At 72.5% G+C, this 25,894-nt stretch carries 19 protein-coding genes; 9 read left to right on the top strand and 10 right to left on the bottom strand.

Annotation, left to right across the window (positions count from 1 at the left end; translation table 11 throughout):
• Positions 1-8: 8 nt before the first annotated feature.
• The 5 genes from AS97_RS20855 to AS97_RS20875 all read right to left on the bottom strand — a co-directional run bounded on the left by AS97_RS20855 (position 9) and on the right by AS97_RS20875 (position 8,574).
• Positions 9-1,619 carry a succinic semialdehyde dehydrogenase gene (locus AS97_RS20855; RefSeq protein ID WP_086710387.1) on the bottom strand — a complete coding sequence of 537 codons (1,611 nt, stop codon included), beginning with the start codon at positions 1,617-1,619 and terminating at the stop codon, positions 9-11.
• Positions 1,620-1,709: 90 nt separating this feature from the next.
• Entirely contained in the window at positions 1,710-3,491 is a 1,782-nt protein-coding gene (locus tag AS97_RS20860; protein WP_210565433.1) for a serine/threonine-protein kinase, read from the bottom strand.
• A gap of 87 nt (positions 3,492-3,578) precedes the next feature.
• Entirely contained in the window at positions 3,579-5,309 is a 1,731-nt protein-coding gene (locus AS97_RS20865) for a serine/threonine-protein kinase (protein ID WP_210565434.1), read from the bottom strand.
• A gap of 369 nt (positions 5,310-5,678) precedes the next feature.
• The gene (locus AS97_RS20870; RefSeq protein ID WP_125761621.1) at positions 5,679-7,064 is read right to left on the bottom strand and encodes a M64 family metallopeptidase; all 1,386 of its coding nucleotides are present in this window, start codon (positions 7,062-7,064) and stop codon (positions 5,679-5,681) included.
• A 151-nt stretch (positions 7,065-7,215) separates the two neighbouring features.
• On the bottom strand, positions 7,216-8,574 hold the full coding sequence (locus tag AS97_RS20875; protein WP_210565435.1) for an alpha/beta fold hydrolase: 1,359 nt from the start codon (positions 8,572-8,574) through the stop codon (positions 7,216-7,218).
• Between the two features lie 67 nt (positions 8,575-8,641).
• On the opposite strand from AS97_RS20875, the gene AS97_RS20880 reads away from it, so the two are divergent.
• The 3 genes from AS97_RS20880 to AS97_RS20890 all read left to right on the top strand — a co-directional run bounded on the left by AS97_RS20880 (position 8,642) and on the right by AS97_RS20890 (position 12,616).
• Entirely contained in the window at positions 8,642-10,102 is a 1,461-nt protein-coding gene (locus tag AS97_RS20880; protein WP_247204446.1) for a helix-turn-helix domain-containing protein, read from the top strand.
• Positions 10,103-10,586: 484 nt separating this feature from the next.
• Complete coding sequence (locus AS97_RS20885; protein WP_059143606.1) at positions 10,587-11,255, top strand: response regulator transcription factor; 669 nt, start codon at positions 10,587-10,589, stop codon at positions 11,253-11,255.
• Positions 11,252-12,616 carry a histidine kinase gene (locus tag AS97_RS20890; protein ID WP_125761921.1) on the top strand — a complete coding sequence of 455 codons (1,365 nt, stop codon included), beginning with the start codon at positions 11,252-11,254 and terminating at the stop codon, positions 12,614-12,616. The genes AS97_RS20885 and AS97_RS20890 overlap by 4 nt, the downstream gene beginning before the upstream one ends.
• 56 nt (positions 12,617-12,672) lie before the next feature.
• Here the strand turns inward: AS97_RS20890 and AS97_RS20895 are convergent, their stop codons facing one another.
• Entirely contained in the window at positions 12,673-13,065 is a 393-nt protein-coding gene (locus AS97_RS20895) for an STAS domain-containing protein (RefSeq protein ID WP_228053068.1), read from the bottom strand.
• Positions 13,066-13,361: 296 nt separating this feature from the next.
• Between AS97_RS20895 and AS97_RS20900 the strand changes: the two genes are divergently transcribed.
• Positions 13,362-13,940: a sigma-70 family RNA polymerase sigma factor gene (locus tag AS97_RS20900; RefSeq protein WP_059143609.1), complete on the top strand. Its 579-nt coding sequence runs from the start codon at positions 13,362-13,364 to the stop codon at positions 13,938-13,940.
• A complete protein-coding gene (locus AS97_RS20905; RefSeq protein ID WP_210565436.1) occupies positions 13,937-15,526 on the top strand; it encodes a zf-HC2 domain-containing protein in 1,590 nt (529 codons plus the stop codon). Before AS97_RS20900 ends, AS97_RS20905 begins: the two co-directional genes overlap by 4 nt.
• Positions 15,527-15,578: 52 nt before the next feature.
• Here AS97_RS20905 and purU read toward each other — a convergent pair whose 3' ends face one another.
• Positions 15,579-16,448 (bottom strand): formyltetrahydrofolate deformylase, encoded by an 870-nt coding sequence (purU, locus tag AS97_RS20910; RefSeq protein ID WP_210565437.1) that lies wholly within the window; start codon positions 16,446-16,448, stop codon positions 15,579-15,581.
• A 32-nt stretch (positions 16,449-16,480) separates the two neighbouring features.
• Positions 16,481-16,927, bottom strand: coding sequence for a hypothetical protein (locus AS97_RS20915; protein ID WP_059143611.1), 447 nt, complete (start codon positions 16,925-16,927; stop codon positions 16,481-16,483).
• A gap of 171 nt (positions 16,928-17,098) precedes the next feature.
• Between AS97_RS20915 and AS97_RS20920 the strand changes: the two genes are divergently transcribed.
• Positions 17,099-18,409 carry an ABC transporter substrate-binding protein gene (locus tag AS97_RS20920; protein ID WP_210565438.1) on the top strand — a complete coding sequence of 437 codons (1,311 nt, stop codon included), beginning with the start codon at positions 17,099-17,101 and terminating at the stop codon, positions 18,407-18,409.
• A gap of 58 nt (positions 18,410-18,467) precedes the next feature.
• Here the strand turns inward: AS97_RS20920 and AS97_RS20925 are convergent, their stop codons facing one another.
• Complete coding sequence (locus AS97_RS20925; RefSeq protein ID WP_210565439.1) at positions 18,468-20,123, bottom strand: hypothetical protein; 1,656 nt, start codon at positions 20,121-20,123, stop codon at positions 18,468-18,470.
• Between the two features lie 309 nt (positions 20,124-20,432).
• Complete coding sequence (locus AS97_RS20930) at positions 20,433-21,830, bottom strand: transcriptional regulator (protein ID WP_125761299.1); 1,398 nt, start codon at positions 21,828-21,830, stop codon at positions 20,433-20,435.
• A gap of 383 nt (positions 21,831-22,213) precedes the next feature.
• On the opposite strand from AS97_RS20930, the gene AS97_RS20935 reads away from it, so the two are divergent.
• From AS97_RS20935 to AS97_RS20945, 3 genes are all read left to right on the top strand, one after another.
• A complete protein-coding gene (locus AS97_RS20935) occupies positions 22,214-22,879 on the top strand; it encodes a bifunctional DNA primase/polymerase (protein WP_086709986.1) in 666 nt (221 codons plus the stop codon).
• Between the two features lie 172 nt (positions 22,880-23,051).
• Positions 23,052-23,861 (top strand): ABC transporter ATP-binding protein, encoded by an 810-nt coding sequence (locus AS97_RS20940; protein ID WP_059143616.1) that lies wholly within the window; start codon positions 23,052-23,054, stop codon positions 23,859-23,861.
• Entirely contained in the window at positions 23,858-25,543 is a 1,686-nt protein-coding gene (locus tag AS97_RS20945) for a transporter (RefSeq protein ID WP_210565440.1), read from the top strand. The genes AS97_RS20940 and AS97_RS20945 overlap by 4 nt, the downstream gene beginning before the upstream one ends.
• Positions 25,544-25,894 lie beyond the last annotated feature (351 nt).

Consider the following 25,894-nt stretch of genomic DNA (forward strand, 5'->3'; position numbering starts at 1 on the left):
GGTGCTGGTCAGCGCAGGCGCAGTGCCTTGAGCGCGCGCAGGCTGCGGGTCATGAAGTCCGCGTATTTCTCGTCCGTCATCCCGAAGGCCGGACCGAGCGGCATCAACCGCTGCTGGGCGACCGTCTGCGGCTCGGTGAACCGGAGGATGCCCTCTGAGCCGTGGCGGCGGCCGAGCCCGGAATCGCCCATGCCGCCCATGGGGGAGGCGACGCTGCCGAAGGCGGCGGCGTAGCTCTCGTTGAGATTGACCGTGCCCGCGCGCAGCCGGGTGGCGATCGCGCGTCCGCGCCGGGCGTCCTTGGTCCAGACGCTCGCGTTCAGGCCGTAGGACGTGGCGTTGGCGCGCTCGATCGCCTCGCCCTCGTCGCGGAAGCGGTAGACGGAGACGACCGGGCCGAAGGTCTCCTCGGCGCAGACGGCCATCGGGGACTCCACGCCGTCCAGGATCGTCGGCTCGTAGAAGTACGGGCCGATGTCCGGGCGGGCGCGGCCGCCGGCGAGCACCGTGGCGCCCTTGGAGACGGCCTCGTCCACATGGCGGGTGACGGTCTCCAGTTGGCGCTCCGAGACGAGCGAGCCCATCTCCGCCCCGTACGCGAGGGCGGTGCCGAGCCGCATGGCCTTCGTACGGGCCACGAAGCGCTCCAGGAAGGCGTCCGCGATCGACTCGTGGACGTACAGCCGCTCCATGGAGATGCACAGCTGCCCGGCGGAGGCGAAGCTGCCGCGCACCGCGCCGTCGACCGCGCGGGCGAGGTCGGCGTCGCGCAGCACCAGCATGGCGTTCTTACCGCCGAGTTCGAGGGAGCAACCCACCAGGCGGGCGGCGGCGGCCTGGGCCACCTCGCGGCCGGTGCGGGTGGAGCCGGTGAACGCGACGTAGTCGGCGTGCTCGACCACGGCGGGGCCGACCACCGGGCCGTCCCCGATCACGACCTGCCACACTCCGGCCGGCAGTCCGGCCTCCACCATCAGCTCGCGCGCCCACAGGGCGGACAGCGCGGTCTCGGTGTCGGGCTTCATCACCACGGCGTTGCCCGCCACGAAGGCGGGTATCGCATCGCCCACGGAGAGCTGGAGGGGGTAGTTCCAGGGCGCTATGAGGCCGACGACCCCGCGCGGCTGGCGCAGTTCGGTGACCTTGGTGAGGGTGGGCACCGCGCCCAGATGCCCCTTGGGGCGCAGATAGGCGGGCGCCTTACGGCCGTAATGGCGGGCCACGATGGCGACGCCCTGGACCTCCTCCTGGGCGTGCAGCCGGGTCTTGCCGGTCTCCAGCTGGATCAGGTCCAGGATCTCCGGCTGGCGGCGCAGCAGCAGATCGTGGAAGCGGAGGAGGACGGCGGCGCGCCGGCGGACCGGGGTCGCGGCCCAGGCCCGCTGGGCGGCACGGGCGTTCTCATACGCGGTGGCGACGTCCTCGGGGGTGGACTCGGGCAGGGCGGAGGCGAGGACGTCACCCGTGAACGGGGTGTGGCTGACGGTGGTGCCGCTGCCGGCGACGCCCCGGGTGAGCCGGGTGATCAGCTCGGGAGTGACGACGTCGGCGGCGGTGCGGGCGCCTTCGGGGGCCACCGGGTTCCCGGTGCCGCCCTGCGTTATGTGCGAGTCCGTCATGGGGGCGAGAGTAGGCCCGCCCGGCGGCTTTGGGTACCCGGCGGTAACAACTTTCGTCCCGGCGGCCCCCGGCGGACCCGCCCAACTCCCTCAGAGCTTGTCGATCTTCAGATTCCGCACGATCCGCTCGTACAGCTTCACGCCCTCCTCATGGGCGTCGCCGTCGGCGGGTATGGAGACCGTCAGATCCCACGCGACCTTGGCCTTGTTGACGTAGAGGTGATCGCGCTTCTGGTATCGGACGGGGTTCTTGTTGCTGCTGGTGCCGTACGGCAGATACGAGGTGGTGACGTCCCGCGCCTCCTTCCCCTGCTGCTCGGTCCTGGCCGTCTCGCTCGTGGCGTCCTCGACCGTCGACCCGCCGCCGTCCTTGTAGAAGGCGACGATCTGGTCCGCCGCCGCGTCGAGGTGCGCGGGGTCGTCCTCGCCGTCGGGTGTCGACCGCCTCAGGGACACCGTGAAGACACCGCTGGGGTCGTAGTAGGTGACCACCGGGTTGTCCGAATCGCTGTCGTCCTGGACCCGCCGGTACTCACCGGGCACGGCCAGGGACGCGCCCACGACATCGCGCTCCTCCCGGACCGTCCAGCCGGCCGGCAGCCCCTCGCTGGCGAACGGCTTCATGACCACCAGCACCACGGCGGCCGCCACCACCAGCGCCAGACCGCCCAATCCGAGCTGCGCCTTACGGTTCTTGTGCAGGATCGGCGGCACGAAGCGGCTGCCCGCGGACCGCTGCCCGCCGCCCGGTGCGTATCCGGCCGACGCGAGCATGGTGGGCACCGACTGCGGCTCCCGCGCCGCCGCCTCCAGGGCCTGCCGCACCTCGGGTGCCGCCGGGCGCATCGCCGGGTCCTTGCGGAGCAGTTGCATGATCAGCGTGGCGAGCGGCCCGGTGGCCCGCGCGGGGACCTGCGGTTCGGAGCCGAGCACGGCCTGGAGGGTCGCGGGGGCGTGGGAGCGGCGGAACGGGGACATGCCCTCGACCGCCGCGTACAGCACGACGCCGAGCGACCACAGGTCGGACTCCGGCCCCGGCCGCCGGCCCAGCACCCGCTCGGGCGCGATGAACTCGGGCGAGCCGACGAAGCCCCCCGTCTCGGTGAGCCTCTGCTCGCCCTCGATCTGCGCGATGCCGAAGTCGGTGAGCACCACCCGCTCGCTTCGGCCGAGCAGCACGTTGTCCGGCTTCACATCGCGGTGCAGCACGCCCGCCTCATGGGCCGCCGCCAGCGCGCCGAGCACGGCGAGGCCGATCCGGGCCGCCTCGCGCGGATCCAGCGTGCCCTCCATCAGCCGCTCGCCCAGCGACTGGCCGCGCACCAGCTCCATCACGATCCAGGGGCGGCCGTCCTCGACCACCACGTCATGGACGGTGACGACGGAGGGGTGGTCGATCCGGGCCGCGGCACGCGCTTCGCGCTGCATCCGCTGGTAGACGGTCTGCCGCTCACGCTCGGGGAGATCGTCGGGGACGCGCGGCTCCTTGACCGCGACATCGCGGTCCACGATCTGGTCATGGGCCAGCCATACGGTGCCCATACCTCCGTGGCCGAGGCGGGAGACGAGCTGATAGCGGCCGCCGATGAGCCGCCCGCTGTTCGAGTCCTGGGCCCCGGCGGGTTGCTGTGCGGCGTGCGGCTCTCCGGCGGGCGGCTGGGAGCCGCTGCGCGGATCGGCGAACCGCGTCGGCTCGTACCCGCCCCGCGACGGCCCCGCCGCCCCGGCCGACCGGCCCGGCTGCTGGGCCCCCTCGGCCGCCTCCGGTGGCTCGGGCGGCGGCTGGGGCGCCGGCACCGGGGCGGCCGGCACGTGCGGCGGCCGCAGGCTGTAGCTGGTGGGCTCGTTCGCCCGTCCCCCGTCGTTCGTCATGCGCCCATCATTACCCAGGGTGCGGCACCCTCCGCCACCGCTGGGAAGCCGCCGTGGACGCTCGTGACAAAGCCGTTGCGACCCCGTTCAGTTCGCCGCGCCGGGGCGCACGAACGTGGCGGCGGCGGTGTCGAAATGCCGCTTGCCCACGGACTTCTCGCCAACCGGGGCGGACAGCCACAAGTCGTACATTTTCCCGTTCTCGTTCCAGCTCAAGTCGTATGTCTGCCGTGAGCCGCCGTCGTCGGCCGAGCCGTTCCAGATGAAAGCCCACAAGGCGGCGGGGCGACCGTTGTGCTCCGTCTCGATGACCTGGCCGCTGCGGTAACCCGGGTAGTCCTGCGGGCCCTTGGCGTCCGCCGTACGGCTGAGCCCCAGCGGACCCTCGGCGCTCTGCTCCTGGACATGGATCCCGATCCGGAACTCCATACCGGGCGAATTGTAGTAAACCCGGGGCGCCTTGTACTCGCGGGCGAACCCCTCGGGCACGGCGAGCGAGAAGCCGAGCGGGTCCTTGACCAGCTCATAGCCGTCCGGGATCCGGGCCGACGGGTCGGCCGTGGGGTCGGCGTCCTTCACGGGACGCCGCGGCGCCTTCTCAGGGGCGCTCGGGCTCCGCGCACCCCCCTTGTCGGCGCGCTGGCTCGTACCCCCGCCCTTCGCCGTGCCACCGTCACCGCCCGCCTTGTCCAGCAGCGCCACGACGCCCGCGGCCACACCGGCGAGCACGACCACCGCGACGGCCACCGTAAGGACGGCACGACGGCGCCCGCCACGACCTGAACGGGACCGGGCGGCCGGGGCGGCCGCCGGAACGGAGACGGAGGCGGGCGCGGGCGCCGAGGCGGAGGCGGGCGCCGGGGCGGGGGCAGGGACGGGAGCGGGAGCGGGAGCGGGAGCGGGCACGAACGCCGAAGAGCCCCGGCCGCCGGGCCCGATCGGCACACTGGGCTGGGTCGGCGTGTACTCCAGGGGGATTTCCGGGGTGTCGCCCACCTCCTGGGCCATGCGCAGCATCCGCTCGACCTCGTCGCCGCTGAGCCGCTCCTCGGGATCCCGCCGCAACAGCCCCTCGATGACCGGCTTCAGCGGTCCGGCCGCCTCGGGCACGGGGATCTCGTCGAAGACGACGGCGTGCAGCACCGCGGCCAGGGACTCGCGGTGGAACGGGGATTCACCGCGCACCAGCGTGCACAGCAGCACCCCGAGCGACCACAGGTCCGACTCCGGCCCGGTGCGGCGCCCCGACATCCGCTCCGGCGCGGTGTATTCGGGCGAGCCCACGAACGAGCCGGTCTCGGTGATCGTGGTGGACCCGGTGACCTGCGCGATCCCGAAGTCCGTCAGCACGACCCGGCCGGTGCCGGACTCCACCAGCACATTGGCGGGCTTGATGTCCCGGTGCAGCACCCCGCGCGCGTGCGCGGCCCGCAGGGCGTCCAGCAGCGCGGCCGCGATCCGCCCCGCCTCGCGCGCCCCGACGGGGCCGTGCGCGCTCAACCGGTCCGCGAGCGAGAGCCCGTCGACCAACTCCATGACGATCCAGGCGCATTCGTCCTCCTCGATCACATCGTGGAGGACGATCACGTTCGGATGCTTGATCTGTGCGACGGTCCGGGCCTCGCGCAGGGTGCGCTCGCCGCGCAACTGCGAGTCGAAGGCCGTGAGCCCCTCGTCCACATGGAGTTCCTTGACCGCGACATCACGGCCCAGAAGCTCGTCGACGGCCCGCCAGACCGTGCCCATTCCGCCGCGCCCGAGCCGCGTGGCCAGCCGGTAGCGGTTGGCGATCAGACGGCCTTCTCCCCCGGTACCCATGGGCTCATCCTGCCTCACCCCGCCGAAGCCCTCGAACACCGGACCGCCAAGCCGCCCTTACGGGCGATTGAGCATGGGTGCGGCATGCGGGAACGTAGGCCGTGCCGATGTTAAAGGGGCGGACCGCGGCCGCCCCCATCGGGCAACTTCGCCTTCCGGGCACTCGGGTCTTCCGTCCGGGGCACCTCCCTGCGGCAACCGAGCAAGCCGATGGGCGCCGCAGCGCTTCCGGCCCTTGGTCCGACCGGCCGGGGGTACCTCCCTGCGGTAGCTGGGGAGGCTTTTGCGCCGGAGGCGAACCGAGCCCCGAAAAAATGGGGCCGCCCCGCGGCGGGGGTCCACGGGGCGGCCAGTCAGGGGGCGGAAGGGTCAGTTCGTGACCTTCCAGGTGCGGGAGTCCGTCAGCAGCTTGCGCAGTGCCGGGTCCTTCACCGCATTCGTGCCGTCCGTCGCCTTCGCGGTGACGGTGTGGGTCGCCCCGTCGCTCGGGACGCCCAGTGTGGCCGGGGTGACGCTCTTCTTACCGTTCGCGGCGGTGACCTCCGCGCCGTCCACGTACCACTTCAGCGATGCGCTCTTGGGGACGCTCACCTGGATGCCCGCCGACCGCTTGAGGGCCGTGGTGGTGGCAGTACGGCTGCTGAGCACGCTGGCGTGGCGGTTGAAGCCCGCGATCATCGCCTCGCGGCCGGGGAGGCTGAACTCCCGCCCCAGGGTGCGCATGATCGAGTTGTCGGTGGGGCGGTTGATGCCCTTGGGGTAGTAGCGGCCGCCCTCGTAGGCGCCGACGGTGCCGCCGTCGGGCGAGGTCTGGCCGATCCAGCGGTACCACTTCTTCTGCTGGGCGGTCATCTGGCCGGCGGTGAGCTTGGTGGCGTTGCCCTCGTCGGGCTCGGCGCCGGTGTAGGTGCCGTACTCCGGGTAGAAGTACTCGTCGGCCAGCTTGCCGAGCGAGTGGCCGGTCTCATGGACCGCGATCTGGTCGGAGTCGGCGTGGTCGGAGGAGGCGGTGGCGATGCCGTCGTAGCCGACCTGGGAGGTAAGGGTGTAGCCCGCGCCGCCGTACTTGGTGGAGTTGCCCAGGACGACCACGAGATCGGCCTCGGGCGCCTTGGCCGCGTACGACTCGACCTTGGCGGTGTCGACGCACAGCAGCCGCTCGATGTCGTCGCACCAGAAGTACGAGCCGAGGGCGGTGTCCTTGACGACGTCCCTGGACGGGTCGCCGGAGACGCCGGACTGGTTGGAGACGGCGTCCACGGTCCAGACGTTGAAGAGGTCCTTGTACGAGGCGTACGGCTCCACGGCGGACATCTGATCCCACTTGGAGCGCGCGTCGGCCTGGAAGTCCGCCTGCTGGCCCGCGGTGTAGCCGTCGCCGATGAAGACGACGTCCAGCTTGTCGGCCGTGGTGCCGTTGCCGATGAGCGAGGCGACCTCGCCGTCGGCGGCGGTCTCCTTGGCGGACAGCGAGCGGGCGGCGCGGGCCAGGCGCTCGGGGGTGGCCGCCGGGACCTCGGTGTGGCGGGGGTGGGCGCCCGGGCCGGTGAAGTACTCCACGTCCAGGGCGCGCTGCGACGAGGCCGCGTCAGCCGGGCCGGACGAGCCGGCCGCTGCCCGCGGGCCGGCCGCTCCGGGCGAGGCGGTGGCCGGCCCGGTCATGGCTGCGGCCGCCGCCAGGACGATGCCTCCAGCGGCGGCCGCGGTGCGCAGGGAGATGCGGCTGCGTATGCGGCTCCGTATGCGTCTGCGCACGGTGGCTCCCGAAGTCTTCGCGATAAGCGGCCAGTTAAGCAGGATTAATTCGCCGCTCAACCTAAGGGGTCCGGGGGTCGTGGGCAATGGTAATTAGGGAAGTGGCTAGGAAACCGGGCACCGGACAACCATGTGGGGTCGTCACCACTCGTCATCCCCTCTGGTCACGCACCAGCCGCAACAGCCGGTCAAGCACCCGGCGGCCACCGGCCCGGATCCCGTCGTGCTCGAACTCGTCCGTCACCCAGGTGCGCAGGCCCCGGATCGCCCGGGCGGTGGCCAGGGAGTGCGCCGTGTCCACGTACAGGTCGTCGTGGTAGATCACGGCGGCCACCGGCACGGTGTTACGGGCCAGCCGCTCGGTGTCGTACAGCGGGCCCCAGCCGGTGCGCTCGGCGAGCAGCTCGGCGGTGTCGCGCAGCGGACGCAGCGCGGCGTGGGTGTCCAGCATCCAGGGGTGCACCGTCTCGCCCGTAAGGAGCACCGGACGGTCCTCCGCGACCGCCTTACCGGCGTCGAACGCGGGGAATTCGGCGCGGATCCGCTCCGCGGACCAGTTCGTGGCCCGGCCGTCCTGGGCGTAGATGGACTCCAGCAGAAGGCTGAAGAGCGGGGTGGCGGCGCGGGAGAGCACCGCCGCCACCTGCTCGCGGAAGGCGTCGCCCAGCCGTGGCCCGTCGGCGGTGGGGACGAACGCGTCCTCCAGGAGGTAGTGCAGCCGGTGCGCGCCGTCGCCCGTGCCGAGCAGGAAGCCGAGCTGCTGGAGGGCGGGGACGGTGAGCCGGGTCCCGTCCGTCAGGACCTCCTCGTGGTCGGTCAGATGCCGCACGAGGGCACGGACGGTGGCGGCGTCGCCCGGATAGCGGGCGTAGTGGGCGAGGATCTTGCGTTCCATCCGCGGGTAGGCGGCCCGGTAGACGGCGTCCACGTCGGTGTCGGGGTCGATCGCGGGCAGCCCGCCGGCTATCAGGACCGCGTCGAGCCCCTCGGGCGCGTGGGACAGATAGCTCACGGCGCAGAAGCCGCCGAAGCTCTGGCCGAGGACGGTCCACGGGCGGTCCCCGATGAGCCGGCGCCGGATCAGCTCACAGTCGCGGACGATCGCGTCGGCGCGGAAATGGGAGAGATACCCGGCCTGTTCCGCGGGGCCGCCGCGCAGCGGCAGGGTCTGGCGGTTGGCCGGGGTGGAGCGGCCGGTTCCGCGCTGGTCGAGGAGGAGCACGCGGTATTCGTCGAGCGCGCGGTCCAGCCAGCCGTAACGGCCCACCGGACGGTCCGCGCCGCAGCCGGGCCCGCCCTGGAGGTAGACCAGCCAGGGGAGCCGCTCGCGCTCGGCACCAGATTTCTCCGCGGCGACGACCTCTCGTGCGTAAAGCCGGATCAGCTCGCCCTCGGGAGCCTTATGGTCGAGCGGTACGTCGAAGTGATAGTCGGCGAGGAGCAGTTCCGGCTGACGGACGGTCGTCACGGCGCCCGGCCCGGCCGGTACCGCTGTGCTTGCCTGCTGCATCCTTCAATCCTCACGTTAAATGAACTTAGCCCGGCGCTTAAGCTACCGCCGGGGAGAAGAGGGCACGGTGGCCGACAGAAGCGCCGGTGACGGGCGGACGGCGGGAACGGTGACGGGGGCGGCCGCGGGGGCGGAATCGACCACCGAGATAGGGCGCCGGGTTCTCAGACTCCGTACGGAACGCGGCTTCACCCAGCGGCAGCTGGCCGAACCCGCCTACACCGCCGCCTATGTCTCCACCCTCGAGGCCGGGAAGGTGCGCCCCTCCGAGGCCGCGCTGCGCCATCTCGCGGACCGGCTCGGCGTCAGCTACGAGGAGCTGACCACCGGCCGCTCACCCCGTGACGCCACCCGGCTGCGCGCCGCCGTCACCGACGCCCGGCGGGCCCTGGCGACCGGCGCCGCCGAGGACGCGGCCGAGCTCTTCGCGGAGGTGCGCGACGAGGCGGAGCGGCTCGGGTTCGCCGAGGAGCGGGGGGCGGCCCTGCTGGGGCTCGGCGACTGCGCGCTGGAGACCGGTGAACTCACCGTCGCCCGCGACCACTTCGAGGCCGTGGAGCGGCTGCTCGCCGGGGAACCGCTGCCCCGCCGGATCCCGGCGATCCGCGGCCGGGCGGTGGCCCATCTCCTCGCGGGCGAACTGCGCTACTCCTGCTATCTGCTGGAGAGCGCCATCGACGAGCTCAACGCCTCCGGGCTGCACGATCCGTACGCGCTGCTGTTGCTCTATACGGCGGCCATCGCGCCCTATATGGACATGGGGGCGCACGCCCGTGCCGTCCGCGCCGCCGAACTGGCCCTCGCGCTGGCCCCGAGCGTGGACGACCCGGGGCTCATCGCCCGGATGCACCGCGGCGTGGCCCGCACCCTGATCGCCGAGGGGCGCACCGCCGAGGCCGACGCCTCCCTGGCCAAGGCGCAGGAGCTGTACGAGCAGCTGCGCATCCACACCGACCTGGCGCACTGCCACTGGATGCGCGGCTATGTGCACGCCCAGGACGGCAATCTGGAGCGCGCCGAGCGCGAACTGCGCACCGCCCGGGACATGCTGGCCTCCAAGCGGGCCGCCCTGTTCACCGTGCAGGTCGAGGTCGAGCTGGCGGATGTGCTGCGCCGTCGCGGCCGTACGGCCGACGCGGAGGCCCTTTTGCTGCCGCTGCTGGCCCGCACCCCCGCCGAGGGGGCCGCGGACGCCCCCCAAGAGCCGGACGACGCGGCGGACGAGGTCGGGCTGACCGCGGACCGCGGCGCGGTCCACGCGGGCGGCGCCCACCGGCTGCTGGGCCTGATCGCGGACGAACGGGGCGACGCCGAGGCCGCGGAGGAGCACTACTGCGCGGCGCTGTCCCTGCTCGAACGCACCGGCGCGGCCGGTGACCTGGCCGATTTGTGCCGACTGCTGGGCGATCTGCTGCGCCGGGAGGGCCGCCTGGAGGCCGCGATGGACGCCTACCGCACCGGGCTCGGCCACCGCGCCGCGCCCGGCACCACCACCCTGGGCCCGGCCCCCGCCGAGCCCCCCATGTGAGGCGTCCATCGGCCCTCCCCGCCCCCGCCGACCGCCCGCCCGGCCCCTCCCCGTACCTTCTCGGGGCCGGGCGGCGCCTGGGCCACCGGTCGGAGACCGGCGCCCGGGGCGCCGGTGAGGCGCCTGGTCGGGGCGCACCACATGGCGGGCGATCGGAGAAACGAGTCAGGCCGCCGCGTGTGGGGGTCGCGGCGGCCTGACCGCGGCAACACTCCGCCTGCCGTTTCCGCCGACCGCGCATCGGGAGGCACTCCGGCGCGTTCACGGGGCTGGGGTTTCGGGACGACCCCACGGGGTGATGCGGCTTGAGATCCACTCTGCCTGGCCGCGGCCGCCGGGGAAATCCACCCTTGGGCGTCCGTCACCCCCGCCGGTCGGCGGGGGTGTTCCCGCCCACTGACGGAGCCAACCACTCCATATTCGCTCTCCGATGAGGCAGGCTGTCCGGGCAATGGGCATGACAGCTGAGGAGAGGGAGCGGCCGGTGATTCGTGTTGCTGTTGTGGACGACGAAGCGCTCGTACGATCCGGTCTGCGACTGATCCTGGGCACGGCCCCGGACATCGACGTGGTGGCGGAATGCTCCGGAGCCTCCGCGGTGGCCTCGGTGTTGGGCAGCAAGGCCGATGTGGTCCTCCTCGACATCCGGATGCCGGATGCCGACGGCCTCACCGTGCTCAGACAGTTGCGGGCCGCGCCCCGCTCCCCCGCCGTGGCCATGCTGACGACCTTCGACGTCCAGGAGTACCTCGCGGCCGCGCTGCGCGCCGGGGCCGCGGGCTTCCTCCTCAAGGACACCGATCCGGAACAGCTCGTACGGGCCGTACGCACCCTCGCCGAGGGCGGCAGCGTCCTCGACCCGGCCGTCACCCGCGCCGTGATCGGCGGCTATCTCGCCGCCGAGGCGGAGGCCACGGCCGCCGAGGCCGTCGAGGCGCTCACCCCGCGCGAACGCGAGGTGCTGGCACTGCTGGGCGAGGGGCTGGCCAATCCCCAGATCGCCGAGCGGATGGGACTGGCGCCCAGCACCGTCAAGGACCATGTGCGGGCGGTGCTCGGCAAGCTGGGCGGGCTCAACCGCGTCCAGGCCGCGATCGTCGCCGACCGCGCCGGGCTCGTCACGAGCCGACCGCCGATAGGCGGCGCCCGATGACCGTCTCCTCGCTGCCGCCCCGCAGTTCGTCCCCGGGCACGCCGGGCGCGCCCCCGGCGTCGTCCCCCGCACCCGCCTCCTCCGCCTCCTCGCCGTCGCCCGTCTCCGTAGGCCGGTGGCGGCCGCCGCGCCGGGTCATGCGCTGGGGATCGCTGATCGTCCCCGTCCTCCTCGCGGTGGCCGACGCGCTGCTCGTCAACGGCGTGACCTTCGGGCTGGAACTCAACGTCTCGCTGGCCGCGGCCGCCGCGCTGCTGGTGCGCCGGCGGCTGCCCGCGCTGGTCTTCCTGATCACGCTGCCGGGGATCCTCATCGGCTACGTCTGGTTCGCTCCGATGATCGCCCTCTACACGGTGGCCCTGCTCCGCCCCAACCACCGGCTGCTGGGGATCTCCGCGCTGCTGCTGGCCGCCGCGCACTTCATCCCCTGGCCGGTCTCCGACTTCGAGCCGACCGCGTACCGGGAGAACACCCTCACGCTCATCGACGCGTGCGTGACCTCGGTGGGGCCCATCGCGCTGGGCCTCCTGGTGCGTACGCGAGGGGAACTCGCCGCCCGGATCGAGGATCTGACCCGCAGCCGCCGCCACGCGGACGAGCTGATCGCCGAGCAGGTGCTGTCCACCGAACGCGCCCGGCTCGCCCGCGAGATGCACGACGTGGTCGCCCATCAGGTCAGCCTCATCAGCCTGCAGGCCGGGGCGGTGCAGATCAGCGCGGAGGACGCGAAGGCGCGGGAGGGCGCGCGGACGATCCGCGAGCTGTCCGTGCGGACCCTGGACGAACTCCGCCATATGGTCGGCATCCTGCGCGCCGCGGGCGGCGACCACGAAGAGCTGACCCCGCAGCCCCGGCTGGCGGATCTGCCCCGGCTGATCGAACTCAGCGCGCTGAACGTCAGCTTCGAGGCGGACGACGCGACGCGGCGCCCGGGCCATCCGGAGGCCGTGGAACGGGCCGCCTTCCGCATCGTCCAGGAGGCGCTGACCAACGTCCGCAAGCACGCGCCGGGGGCGCGGGTGACGGTACGGGTGAACGACGCGGAGGAGACCGAAGGCGCGGCTCAAACGGCGACTGAAGACGCGGCTCCCTCAGCGGCTCCCTCGGCGGCTCCCTCGGCGGCTCAAGGGACGGCTGAGAAAGCGGAGGAGACACGGGGCCTGCGGGTCGAGGTGCGCAACGGTCCGCCCGACGCCTCCGCCGTGGCCCCGGGGCTGCCGGGCGGCGGTCACGGCCTGGTCGGGCTGCGGGAGCGCGCGCAACTATTGGGCGGCACGCTGGAGGCAGGGCCCACGGAGGAGGGCGGCTTCGTCGTACGGGCCGACTTCCCCAAGACCCCGCGCGTCACGGGAACGGCATGAGCGGGCCACGAGCAGCCCTGGGCGGCGGACGAGCACCCCTGGGCAGGCGAACGCCCCTACGCGGACAGCGGGTCGGCCGCCTCCTCGTCGTCCCCGTCCAGCTCCGTGGCCGCTCCCAGGTCGGGGTAGACGTCGAACAGCCGCCGCACCCCCAGGGCCGCCAGCACCCGGTGCACATGCGACCCGTGCGCGGCGTCCTGCGGCGGCAGGATCAGCCGAAGCCGACCCGAGCACGACCGCATCAGCCGACGCGCCGCGATCAGTACGCCGACCCCGCTGGAGTCGCAGAAGCGAACCTCCGAGAGGTCCAGAACCAGCCAGTGGCGGCCCTCGGCGACCGCGTCGTGGATGTGCTGCCGGACTGCGGGCGAGGTCACCAGGTCCATCTCTCCCGAGACCTGGAGAACGACCCACTCCCCCCGCCGGTCCTCCATCACCTTCAACGTCACGCGCCCGAAGCCCTTCGCTCGCCCCTAACCGGAATTTGCTGTTCACGGGCGGCTGCCCGCCCGTCGGCGCATGAAACTCCCCCAGGCATACGCCTTGAGGGACGACCCTATGCCGCGCCGAAGCGTTTCGTCTCCCCGATGCCGCGCAAAGCGGCCGCGCCAATACCATGCGCGGCCCGTTTCTCGCGCACTTTGCCTGATGGACGCGTGTTGTGTGAGCAACCGGCATTACATTCGATATGAACGTGGGCATAGTGCCTGGAGGGCCGGCCGGACGACTCGGGAATGGGGGCCGCATGGCGAATGACGCACCGCCCCGTTGGGACCGCAGGATGCAACAGCGTCTGGCGCGCGGCGAAGCGGCCGCACTCGCCGAGCTTTATGACCGATTCGCATCACTTGTCCATAATCTGGCGCACCGGGTCCTGGAGGACGAGACCGCCGCCGACCGCGTCACCCGGGAAGTCTTCGGCTACGTCTGGGAGAACCCGGACGCGTACGACCCCCAGCAGGGCTCGCTGCGCGCCTGGATCGCCATGCTCACCCAGCGTCAGGCGGTGCACCGGCTGCGCGAGTCGCAGACCGCCCCGGTCGACGGGGGCACGCTCACGGCCGAGGCCCTGGAGGAGCGGATCCGCGAGGTGTCCGTGGCCGCCCGTGCCGACTACATCGTCACCTCGATGCCCGCCCCACTGCGTGCCGCCCTGGAGCTGGCCTACTTCGACCGCCGCGACTACCGCGAGGCCGCGGCCGCCCTCGGGGTGACCGAGGACGAGGCCAGGCGCCGCCTCCGGCTGGGCCTCCAGCTCCTCTCCACGGCCCATGTCCAGCCGCCCCGCGCGGTCTCGCCTCCCGGCTACGGACGGGCGCTGTGACCGGGCGCGGCGGGCCGGACCCGTACGACGACGCCTACGGCGAGAGCTCCGGCCCCGGGGACGGGGACGGAAGAGACGGGCCCGGACGGGGCAGCGACCCGGGTCTGCCGTCCCACCCCGCCGGGCCACCCCGCATACCGCCGCCGCGGTCGGCCGCCGAGGACAGCGGCCACTGGCCCGGCGCCCTGGACGGCCAAATCCCCGCCCCGCGCCCGCCCACCGCGGACGAGACACCGGCGGGACGGGCACCGGAGTCCGCCCCGAAACCGGCCGCGAACGCCGAACCGGGTGAACCCGCCCCGGGCCCCGACCCGGAACCGGCCCTCGGCCCCGACCCGGAACCGGCCCTGAGTCACGACCCGGAACCGGACTCAGCGCCGGAGCCGCCCGCCTCCGCGCCCCTGCCCGCGCCCGCACCACCGGATGCGCCCCCGGCCGCGCCGCTGGCCGCGCCCACGCCCTCGGCGGCGCATCCGCTCTCGCACGATCTGCTGCGCTCGCTGCTCGGCGCCTGGGCGCTGACCGCGTGCTCGCCGGAGGAGACCGCCGCCGTCGAGGCGCATCTCAACCACTGCCCCTCCTGTGCCGAGGAGGCGCTGCGGCTGCGCGACGCCGTCGGGCTGCTGCACACCGAGCACAGCCTGGACCTCGATCCGATGCTCCGCTCCCGGGTGCTCGCGGGCTGTCTGGGCCGCCGTCCGGCCCGGATACCCATGCCCGGCTGGGCCGGTGCGTACGACGCCGAGGCCGCCCGGCTGGACGCGCTGCTGCGCGACATGGGCGAGGCCGAGTGGCGTGCGCCGGTGCGGCTGAAGTGGTTCGACGGGCGGCGGCTCACCGGCCGGGACACCACCGTCGCCGGGGTGATCGGCCATCTGATGGTCGTGGACGGCATCATCGCCGCCTCCCTCGGCCTCCCCGACCCGCTCGGCGCCGACGCTCCCCGCTCGCCCCAAGTCCGTACGGAGGCGTACTGGCGCCATGAGCCCGGTGCCTCGTACGGGGCCGGTCCGCCCGGGGCGGTACGGGAGTTGTGGCGCGAGCAGGGCCATGCCCTGGTCCGTACGGTGTCCTTCGCCGGGCGCGGGGTCGCGGAGCTCGACGTGCCGTACGGGGACTTCGCGCTGCCGATCCGCGACGCGTTCCTCGACCGTGCCCTCGAATGCTGGGTGCACGCCGGGGACATCGCCGAGGCCATCGACTACCCCTATGAACCGCCGGCCTCCGCCCACCTCAGAGCCATGATCGACCTGTGTGTCCGGCTGCTTCCGGGGACGCTGGCCGAGCGGCGCCGGGCCGGGCTCGCGGCCCCGCCCCGCCGGCTGGTCGAGGCGGGCACCCCGGGCCGTACGCTCCATCTGCAGGTGGAGGGCACAGGCGGCGGCGACTGGTACATCGCGCTGGACTCCCCGGCGGCGGTGGCCGCACCGGAGGAGGCGGTGGCGACGATCGCCCTGGACCAGGAGGCGTTCTACCTGCTGGCGTCCGGGCATGTGCCGCCACAGGAGGCGGCCGCGGGCCTGTCCGGGGACACCGAGGCGATCCGGGACGTCCTCTTCGCCACCGCGTCCCTCTCGCGCCTCTGAGTCGTACTGCCTCCGAGTCGCCCGGCCGCCGCAGAATCGCCCGGCCGCTGAATCAGCCGAAGACGACCGTACGGCGGCCGTTGAGCAGCACCCGGCGCTCGCTGTGCCACTTCACGGCGCGGGCCAGCGCCTGGCACTCCACATCGCGGCCGACCGCCACCAGCTGGTCCGGGGTCAGCTCATGGCCGACGCGCTCGACCTCCTGCTCGATGATCGGGCCCTCGTCCAGATCGGCGGTCACATAGTGGGCCGTCGCCCCGATCAGCTTGACCCCGCGCGCATGCGCCTGGTGGTACGGCTTGGCGCCCTTGAAGCTCGGGAGGAAGCTGTGGTGGATGTTGATGATCCGGCCCGGCAGCTCCTTGCACAGGTCGTCGGAGAGCACCTGCATATAGCGGGCCAGCACCACCAGCTCGACATGCTCCGTGCGCACCAGGTCCAGCAGCCGGGCCTCGGCCTCCTGCTTGGTGTCCTTGGTCACGGGCATGTGGTGGAACGGAATCCCGTAGGAGCCGACCAGTTCCTCGAAGTCCGTGTGGTTGGAGACCACCGCGGCGATCTCGACCGGCAGCGCGCCGATCCGGGACCGGAAGAGAAGATCGTTCAGGCAGTGCCCGAACTTGCTGACCATGAGCAGAATGCGCATCTTGCGATCGGCGCGATGGATCTCCCAGTCCATCTGGAAGGACTCGCCGACCGCCGCGAAGCCGGCCCGCAGATCCTCATCCTTCACCGGTGAGACGGCACGGAAGGCCACCCGCATGAAGAAGAGCCCGGTGTCGCGGTCCCCGAACTGCTGGCTGTCCTCGATATTGCAGCCGGTCATGAACAGATAGCTCGACACGGCGTGCACAATGCCCTGCTTGTCAGGGCATGACAGCGTGAGGATGTACTGGTCGGGGACGGAATGCGGCTCGCTCATGACTCCATAGCGTCCCACACCCGCGACGCCGTTCAGACCGCCTGCGTCATGATCGCCAGTACTTCGAGGGTGCGCGGCGGCACATCCGGGTCCTCGCCGTCGTTGGTGGCCAGCCGCACATGGGCCTCGCGGGCCGCCCGCACGGCCTCCGGCCAGCCATGGTGTTCGAGGTAGGCCGAGACGAGGGCGTCCGCGCCCACCTGGTGCATGATCCTCAGCACCCGCAGCACGGCGACATCGACCAGCGCCGCCTCCTGCGAGTCACGGAAGATCGTGCCGACGTACTTCTCGGCGGACCAGTTGTCCAACCAGGTGTCCTCGACGAGCCGGTAGACGGCGTCCGTCACATCCCCGTACCCGGCCTGGCCGGCCAGCCAGCACTCCTGCTGAAAGACGGGATCCGAGAGCATATGCAGCGCCGAGCGCACGTTGGTGCGCCAGCGCCACCAGGGCATGTCGTTGACAGGCATGCCTCCCATGGTGGTCGAGCGACGGGCGCGACGGGAAGACTTCTCCGAACCTTGCACAATCACCGATCGTACGTTCTTCACACATAGCGACGGATCGGCCCCCGGAGTTCACCTCCATGACACCGTTCCTTGTCTTGTCATAGCCGCGCCGTTCCTCGCGACGGGACAGGCTCGCTTGTCATGACCGGTCGGCGACGCCCTTCCTCCCGCCCCTTCCGAGCCGCCGCCGCGGCACTGTGCACGGCGGTCGGTGCGTCGCTGCTGACCGGCTGCGGCGGGGTGCTGTCGAACAAGAGCGACAGCGACCCCATCACCGTCATGACCTGGGCCCCCGAGGGCACCAAAGCGACCAATATGCCGGGAATGCCCGCAATGGCGAGGGCATTTGCCCGCTGGGTCAACGACTCCGGTGGCATCCACGGCCGCAACCTGCGGGTCGTCACCTGCAACGAGCGCAACGACGCCGTCCAGGCCGCCCGCTGCGCCCAGCAGGCCAAGGACGAGAAGGCCGTCGCGGTCGTCGGCTCGTACAGCCAGTACGGCCGGGCCTTCATCTCGCCGCTGGAGGTCGCCGGCATCCCCTACATAGGCGGCTACGGCGTGACGCAGGAGGAGTTCGACAGCCCGTACTCCTATCCGGTCAACGGCGGCCAGGCCGCCCTGCTGGTGGGCAACGGCCGCCAGCTGGCCTCCCGCTGCGAGCGCACCGCGCTCGTGCGCCCCGACACCATCGCGGGCGACGAGCTCCCCCAGCTCCTCAACACCGGCCTCCGGGCGGACCGGCGCGACGCCGCCCATGACGTCCGCGCCCCCGAGGACGCGGGCGACTACAGCGACCAGGCCGCCACCGCCCTGAAGAGTGTCGGCGCCGACAGCTCCCTCGGCAGCGCCGCCCAGGGCGCGGCCCTGGACAGCTCCTGCGTCACCGCGGCACTCGGCAACCGCACCGGCACCTTCTTCGACTCCTTCCGCCGGGTCCAGGAGAACCATCCGAAGGTGCGGATCGCCTCCATCCTCGGCGGTGTCCGGCAGTCCCTCATCGACTCCACCGGCGGCACCTCCAGCCCCCTGGAGGGCACCTACGCCACCGCCTGGTACCCGGCCGGGGACGATGCGCGCTGGAACCCCATGAAGAAGGTCATCAACAAGTACGCCTTCGACGACAACCGCATCGACCCGGACGACCCCGGCACGCAGACCACCTGGATCGGCTACACGGTGCTGCGCTCGGTCCTGATGTCCCTGCACGCCGACGACATCAGCGCCCGCACCGTGCGCACCGCGCTGGACAACGGCCACGCGGTGAACACCGGCGGGCTGACGCCGACGCTGCGCTGGGGCTACGACGACACGCTGCACGTGCCCAACTACTCGCGGATCGTCAACGCGGACGTCACCTACCAGATGGTGCGCGACGGCCGGCTGGTGGCGGTGCGCAAGGGATTCGTCAACGTGTCCAAGATCCTGGAGCGTTACCACCCGGCGGACTGAGCCGCTCATGCCCGGCGGTCCGGGCCTGGGACGGCGGCGCCGCCCCAGGCCCGGCCGGTCACAGTTCGGTGGCCTGGTGCGCGGTGAGGCCGTACTGGGAGGCGATCGGGTTCCACAGCCCCGAGGCCGTCTTCTTGGCCTGCGTCGCCTCGCCGCTCGCCCGCTCGGCCGCCCCGACCCGGGGCGTACGGCGGGCCTTGCCCTTGGGACAGCCCTTCTTGCCGCCGACCTGATCGGCCCAGGCCGCGTACTCGTTGTCGGCCCTGGCCGAGGACTTCCACGCCTTGGTGAGAGCCGCGGTCAGCCGCGCGTTGTCGGGCAGCTTGTCCACCGACAGCTTGCCCAGCCGGGTCACCAGGCCATTGCGCTGGCCCGCGGCCGTCCGCAGATCCGATGCCGCCGTGGACAGGTCCTTGCAGGACTTGATGTTGTCCACGGCCTTGATCACCGACGCGCGGCTGTTGTTGCTGTCGGCGAGCAGCGCGTCCAGCGCCTTCGCCTGCGGCTCGGCGGGGTCGGCGGATTTGGACGGCTCGTCCTCCCCGGCGCTCGGCGAGGAACTGCTCAGGGTCGAGTTGTCCTTCTTGTCGTCGTCGCCGCCCATGCTGAGCGCGGCTCCGGCGGCGAGCCCGGCGATGCCGCAGCCCGCCACCACGATGCCGATGAGCATGCCCCGCGACATCCGGCGCCGCCCACCACCACCGCCACCACCGGACGGTGTCGACGGCTGCGGCTGCGGAAAGTCCTGGGCGAACTGCGGAAGCTGCTGGGTCTCCTGGGCGCCGCCGTCGTCACGGAAGAGGCCATCGAACTCCGAGGGCGGCGGCCGGTCCCCGGGACGGCCGGGTCGGATCGCGTACGGGGCGCCGCCGGGCCGCTCCGGGACGTTCGCCGCGGACGCGGGCACGGGCGCGTTCGGTGCGGGCGGCGTGGGCGGGAGCACCGCGGTCTCTTCCGCGGCGGCCTGCTGGCGGTGGGCGCCCCGGTGGCCGGGGCGGACGGCGCGCAGCTGGGTGGTGGACTCGGCGGGCGACTCGGGCCGGTTCTCGGGCGGCAGCGGCGCGCTCTTGACCGGGGCGAGCGTGGTGGTGGGGGTGTCCAGAGGCGGCGGGGCCTCATCCGGGACCGGGGGTATGAACTGGGTCGCGTCGGCGTCCCCGGCGGGCTGCGGCGGCAGTACCTGGGTCTCGTCGGCGGCCTGGTACGGCGGCTGGGCCGGTCTCTGGGGAGCCGACCAATTCTGCTGCTGACCGTAAGGCTGTCCCTCGGGCGCCCCGTAAGGCTGCCCTTCAGGTGACCCGTAAGACCCGTCGGGGGCCCCGTAAGACCCGTCGCGGGCCCCGGGGGCCCCGTAAGGCTGCCCCTCGGGCGGCCGTCCGTAAGGCTGTCCCTCGGGCGGCCGTCCGTAAGGCTGTCCCTCGGGCGGCCCGTAAGGCCGCGCCCCGGGCGACCCTCCGTAGGTCTGCCCCTCAGGCGGCCCGTAAGGCTGCCCCTCGGGAGGCGGCGGCGCGCCGAACTCCCCCTGCGGCGGCAGTTCCGGAGCGCTCTGCGGCCCCCAAGGCTGCCCCCATGCCTGTCCTCCGGCCGGGGCCGCCTGGTGGCCGTCCGAGGGCTTGTAGTCCCCCTGGGCAGGCAGCACAACCCCCTCGCGCACAGGCTGCGCGGGCGGGACCGCGGGAAGCCGCGGCTCATTCCCCTGACCGCTCTGTGTCACCGGGACTCCTTGGTTATACGGGACTACGGAATCGTCGGCTCACGCTACCGGTTCCCCAGACGGCGCGATGCCCATGAGCCCCTGGGGACGGCGAGAGACTGGTCACCGCGGCAGGGGCGCACCGCCGCGATCAGGGGCGATATGAACCCCATCCGTACCCCTGGTAATCACAAGGCAACGCGCGCCCCAATACGCACCTCCCACGCACGCGCCTCATCAGGCCCACCAACACCACACGCCCCAGCAGCCACAACGCGACGCACTCCGCGACTCCCGCGCCCGCCGACGCCCCCGCACCCAGCGGAAATCTCAGGCGACCTGCATCTGCAGCCGCGCCCCGAACTCCCGCACCACCGGCTCGTCCCGATACGGCTCCAACCGCTGCTGGAAGTCGTCCAGATACTCCACCCCCCGGTTGGACCGCAACGAGCCCAGCAGATCCACCGCCTGGGTGCCGATATGGCACGCCTGCTCCACATCCCGCTGCTGCACATGCGCGGTGGCCAGCAGCAGCAGCCCGATCGCCCGCCGCCGCACCCGCCCCTCCGGAAACCCCTCCAGGGCCTCCTCAGCGCGCCGCCGGGCCTGTTCGGCCTGGCCCAGGTCGCGGTGGCAGTGGGCCAGCTCATCGGCGAGATAGGCGTGGTCGAAGTGCCGGATCCAGATGGGGTCGTCACCCGTGACGGAGCCCGAACCGCTCCCCACCGCCCGCTCCAACGCGTCCAGCGCGCGCCCGGCCACGGACTGACAGGCCCGCGCGTCCCCCATCAGGGCGTGGCCGCGCGCCTCGGCCGCCAGGAACATCGATTCGGCGCGCGGCGGCACCTGGCCGCGGGCGCCCTCCTGCGCGGCCTTCGCCAACTGGGCGATCTCCCGGGGATTCCCGAGCTGGGCGGCGAGATGGCTCATGCTGGCGGCGAGCACATAGCCGCCGTAACCCCGGTCCCCGGCGGCCTGGGCGAGCCGCAGCGCCTGGATGTAATAGCGCTGGGCGAGACCGGACTGCCCGGTGTCGACCGCCATATAGCCCGCCAGCTCCGTCAACCGCGCGACGGCCGCGAAGAGTTCACGGCCGACCGCCTCGGTGTACGAGCCGGCCAGCAGCCCGGAGACCACGCTGTTCAGATAGTGGACGACGACGGGGCGCACATGGCCGCTGCCGTAGCGGTGGTCCAGCTCGACGAGGGCGTCCGTGGTGGCCCGCACCGCCGCGACGTCCGAACGCCCCACCCGGGCGCCCGCGGTGCGCGCGACCTGGGTGTCCGCACCGGTGATCAGCCAGTCGCGGCTGGGCTCGACCAGCGCGGAGGCGGCGACTGTCGAACCGCTGAGGAAGTCGCGGCGCCCCACATCGCTGCGCCACAGCTCGCAGACCTGCTCTATCGCGCCGAGGACGGTGGGCGAGAACTGCAGACCGACCCCGGAGGCGAGGTTTTTGCCGTTGGCCATGCCGATCTCGTCGATCGTGACCGTACGGCCCAGCTTGCGGCCGAGCGCCTCGGCGATGATGCCCGGCGCCCGGCCCCGGGGCTGCTGGCCACGCAGCCAACGGGCCACCGACGTCTTGTCGTACCGAAGATCGAGACCGTGCTCGGCGCCGCACATATTGACCCTGCGCGCCAACCCGGCGTTGGAGCAGCCGGCTTCCTGGATGAGCGCCTGCAGCCGTTCGTTCGGCTGCCGCGCCACGAGCGGCCTAGCGGCCATGGCGTTACCCCCTGTGACTGCTTGCGTTCTCGGCGTATCCGTCTCTGCTGCTGAGTGATGCCCCGCAGATATCGCAGGTATACGGTGAATGCGGAACTTGCCCGTATTGACCGCATCGACCGCATCGTTCGCGTACGGCGCCGATACGAGTCCGGGACCGCCCTCCCCCGGGCGCCGCGGCACGGCCGCCGGACACTCGCACACCTGTCACGCATGGTGGTTACCCGCTTACAGAGCCGCAACCCCACACGCGCCCCCGACTGTGCACCCATGCGCCCCGCCGTGCCGTCCCCGCGCACCCCGGGCCCCCAGCGGCCCGCCCGTGCGGGGGTCGGGCCGTAACCCCCGTTGACGGCGGAAGTTGTCCTTGCGTGGAAGAGACCATGGACGTGACAGGACCATCGCGGTTCCCCGCGGGAACCTCGCAGATCCCTCAGCAGCGCGGGGAGCGGCTGCGCGACGCGGCGGTGCGATATGCCGAGGAGCGGCATTGGGACGTGCTCTCCGGCGCCTGGCTGGAGACCGTGGACGGAGTGGAGCGCTGCTCCTGCGGAACCGCCGACTGCCCGGCCCCCGGCGCCCATCCGACCGGCCGGGACTGGGTGAACCAGGCCACGGGCAGCGCGGTCGTGGTCCGCCGCCTGTGGGCCAGGACGCCGCGCGCCTCCATCCTGCTGCCCACCGGCCGCACCTTCGACGCACTCGACGTACCGGAGTCGGCGGGCTGTCTGGCCCTCGCGCGCATGGAGCGCCGCCAGGTGGAGCTGGGCCCGGTCACCTGCACCCCCGGGCGCAGAATGCTCTTCTTCGTCCTCCCGGGCGCCGCAGCCAAGATCCCCGACCTGGTGCGCAATCTGGGCTGGCCGCCGAACGCGATCGACCTGACCGCGCGCGGCGAGGGCGACTATGTGGTCGCGCCCCCGACCCGGGTGGGCCTGCGCGGCCCGATCCAGTGGGCCCGGCGGCCCACCGCCGCCAACCGCTGGCTGCCCGACGCCCAGGAACTGGTGAGCGCCCTCGCCTACGCCTGCGGCCGCGAGCACCGCTGACACGCCTGGGCCGCCGACGCACCGCGCCCCTGGCACCCTGCGACCCGCTACGACGCTCCGCACCGCCGACACCCCCGGAGCGCTCCCCAGGTCGGCCCCTATCGTGGAGCGACGGACGGGGGCGTCACGACCGGCCCCCCGAGATTCGTCCCACAGGAAAACGGGGAAGCCGGTGCCTCAGGAGCGAACAGCAGCCAGCACAGAGCCGACCAGGGCCGCCGCCGTGCGGGTGAGCGGCCTGTGGAAGCGCTACGGGGAGCAGATCGCGGTCGCGGGGATCGATCTGGAGCTGCCCGCCGGGCAGTTCATCGGGCTCGTCGGGCCCAATGGCGCCGGTAAGACCACCACGCTTTCGATGATCACCGGCCTGCTGCGCCCCGACTCGGGGACCGTGGAGATCGGCGGGCACGACGTCTGGCGGGACCCGGTCGAGGTCAAGGCGCGGATCGGGGTGCTGCCGGAGGGACTGCGGATGTTCGAGCGGCTCTCCGGCCGGGAGCTGCTCACCTACACCGGGCGGCTGCGCGGGCTGCCCGGTGCGGAGGTCGACAAGCGCGCCACCCAGCTCCTGGACGTCCTGGATCTCGCGGGCTCCCAGAACAAGCTGGTCATCGACTACTCCACCGGGATGCGGAAGAAGATCGGACTGGCCGCCGCACTGCTCCACAACCCGGAAGTCCTCTTCCTCGACGAGCCCTTCGAGGGGGTCGACCCGGTCTCCGCCCAGACCATCCGCGGCGTACTGGAGCGCTACACCCACTCCGGCGCCACCGTCGTCTTCTCCAGCCATGTCATGGAGCTGGTGGAGTCGCTGTGCGACTGGGTCGCGGTGATCGCGAGCGGCCGGATCCGGGCTCATGGCCCGCTGGCCGAGGTGCGGGGCGACGCACCGTCCCTGCAGAACGCCTTCCTGGAGCTGGTCGGTGCCAACCGGCGCGAGGCGGGCCAGAGCCTCGACTGGCTGGGCGGCGGCGCCCGATGACGCTCACCGACCCGCTCGACGCCAAGGGCCCGCTCGGCACCGCCGCGCCCGCGCCGCCCGCCGTTCCCACCGCCTCCCCCACCCCCGTCTTCGTCTCCCTGAAGCTGGCGCTGCTGCGCAACGGGCTGCGCCAGTCCAGCGGTCGGCGGGCCGCGTACATCACCTCGCTGGTGCTGGCGACGCTGTTCGCCGTGTTGCAGCTGCTCGGTCTGGTGCTGCTGCGCGACACGAACCACGTCGACGCGCTGGTCACGCTGCTGACGGCGGTGCTCGCGCTCGGCTGGGCGGTGATGCCGCTGTTCTTCCCCGGCGGCGACGAAACCCTCGACCCGACCCGGCTGGTGATGCTGCCGCTGCGGCCGCGCTCGCTGATCACCACGCTGCTGGTGTCCTCGCTGATCGGCATCGGCCCGCTGTTCACGCTGACCCTGGCCGCCGGTTCGGCCGTCGCCGTCGCGCACGGGGCGGCGGCCGCGGGGGCGGCGGTGGTGGCCGTGGTGCTGACGGTGCTGGTGTGCGTGGCGCTGGCCCGCGCCGTCGCCACGGCCAACACCCGCCTCCTCACCAGCCGTAAGGGCCGCGACCTGGCGGTGCTCAGCGGTCTGTTCGTGGCCATCGGCGCCCAGTTCGTGAACCTCGGGGCCCAGCAGCTCGGCGGCGAGAACGGCCTGGCCGTGCTGGAACCGGCCGCGGCGGTGCTGCGCTGGGTGCCGCCCGCGGCGGCGGTCGACGCCGTCCAGGGCGTCAGTGACGGCGCCTACGGGGTCGCCGCGGCCCAGTTCGCGCTGACCATAGGCGCGCTGGCGGTGCTGCTGTGGTGGTGGAGGGGCACCCTCACCCACCTGATGACCACCCCGGACGCCTCCACGCTCCAGGCGGCGGCACCACGCGAGCGGCGGGGCTCCGGCGCTGCCGACACCCCGGACGCCTCGGGCCCGTTCGCCCGGCTGCTGCCCGCCGGCCGCAGCGGCACGGTGCTGCGGCGGACGCTGCGCTATGCCGTACGGGACCCGAAGACCAAGTCGGCCTGGGTCACCTCCCTGGGCGTCGGCCTCCTGCTGCCGTTCGTCACGGCCGTCCAGGACAACGGCTCGGTCTACTGGTCCTGCTGGGCGTCGGGCATGCTCGGCATGCTGATGTACAACCAGTTCGGCCAGGACTCCTCCGCCTTCTGGATGGTCGCGCAGACGATCTCCTCGCCCCGCGACGCCTATCTGGAGCTGCGCGGCCGCACGCTGGCGCTCCTCCTGGTGGCGGTGCCGTACATGGCGGTGGCGGTGCTCGGCTCCGCCGCCGTCCTGAAGGACTGGTCGGCCGCCCCCGAGGCGCTCGGCATCGCCCTGGCGCTGCTCGGCTCGATGCTGGCGACCGGCGCCATGGCGTCCGCGCTGGCCCCGTACTCGATTCCGCAGGACAGCGGTTACAAGAACGTCGCCCCGGGACAGGCGGGGATCGCCTGGATCAGCCTCCTCGTCGGGATGATCGTGGGCTCCGTGCTGTGCGCGCCGGTGCTGGGCCTGACGATCTGGCTGCATGTCTCCGGGGCGCACGGCTGGTTGTGGGTGGTGTTCCCGCTGGGCGCGGTGTACGGCGCGGCCCTCGCGGAGACCGGACTGCGCCTGGCGGCGCCGCGGGTCGCGGCGCGGCTGCCGGAGATCCTGGCGGCGGTCAGCAAGGGGTGAGCCCCGGGCACGCGGTGCGTCGGCGGGGCCGGGACTCATCCCGGCCCCGCCGACGCGTGGTGGTGTCGCACGAACCGCCCGCAGCTCAACTGCCGGAACGTTCCGGCTAGTCGAGGTACTTGCTGTACACCCAGCCTCTGGTCCCGGGCCGGATTCCGGTCGTCGTCCGCCTCAGGATCTTTCCGTAGGACCAGCTCTTCTCAAAGCCCCGGGTGCGGCAGAAGTACCGGAAGGAATCTCCCCGGTAAAGCGTCCCTATAGCGCGGTGCCGTTTTCCCGGTCCGGTACGGAATCTGGCCCCACTGGTGGAGACCTTGAAATTGACATCCGGGGAATTGAACTGACACGCCG

Origin of the sequence: Streptomyces sp. AgN23, assembly GCF_001598115.1 — a bacterium.
Lineage (GTDB): Bacteria > Actinomycetota > Actinomycetes > Streptomycetales > Streptomycetaceae > Streptomyces > Streptomyces antimycoticus.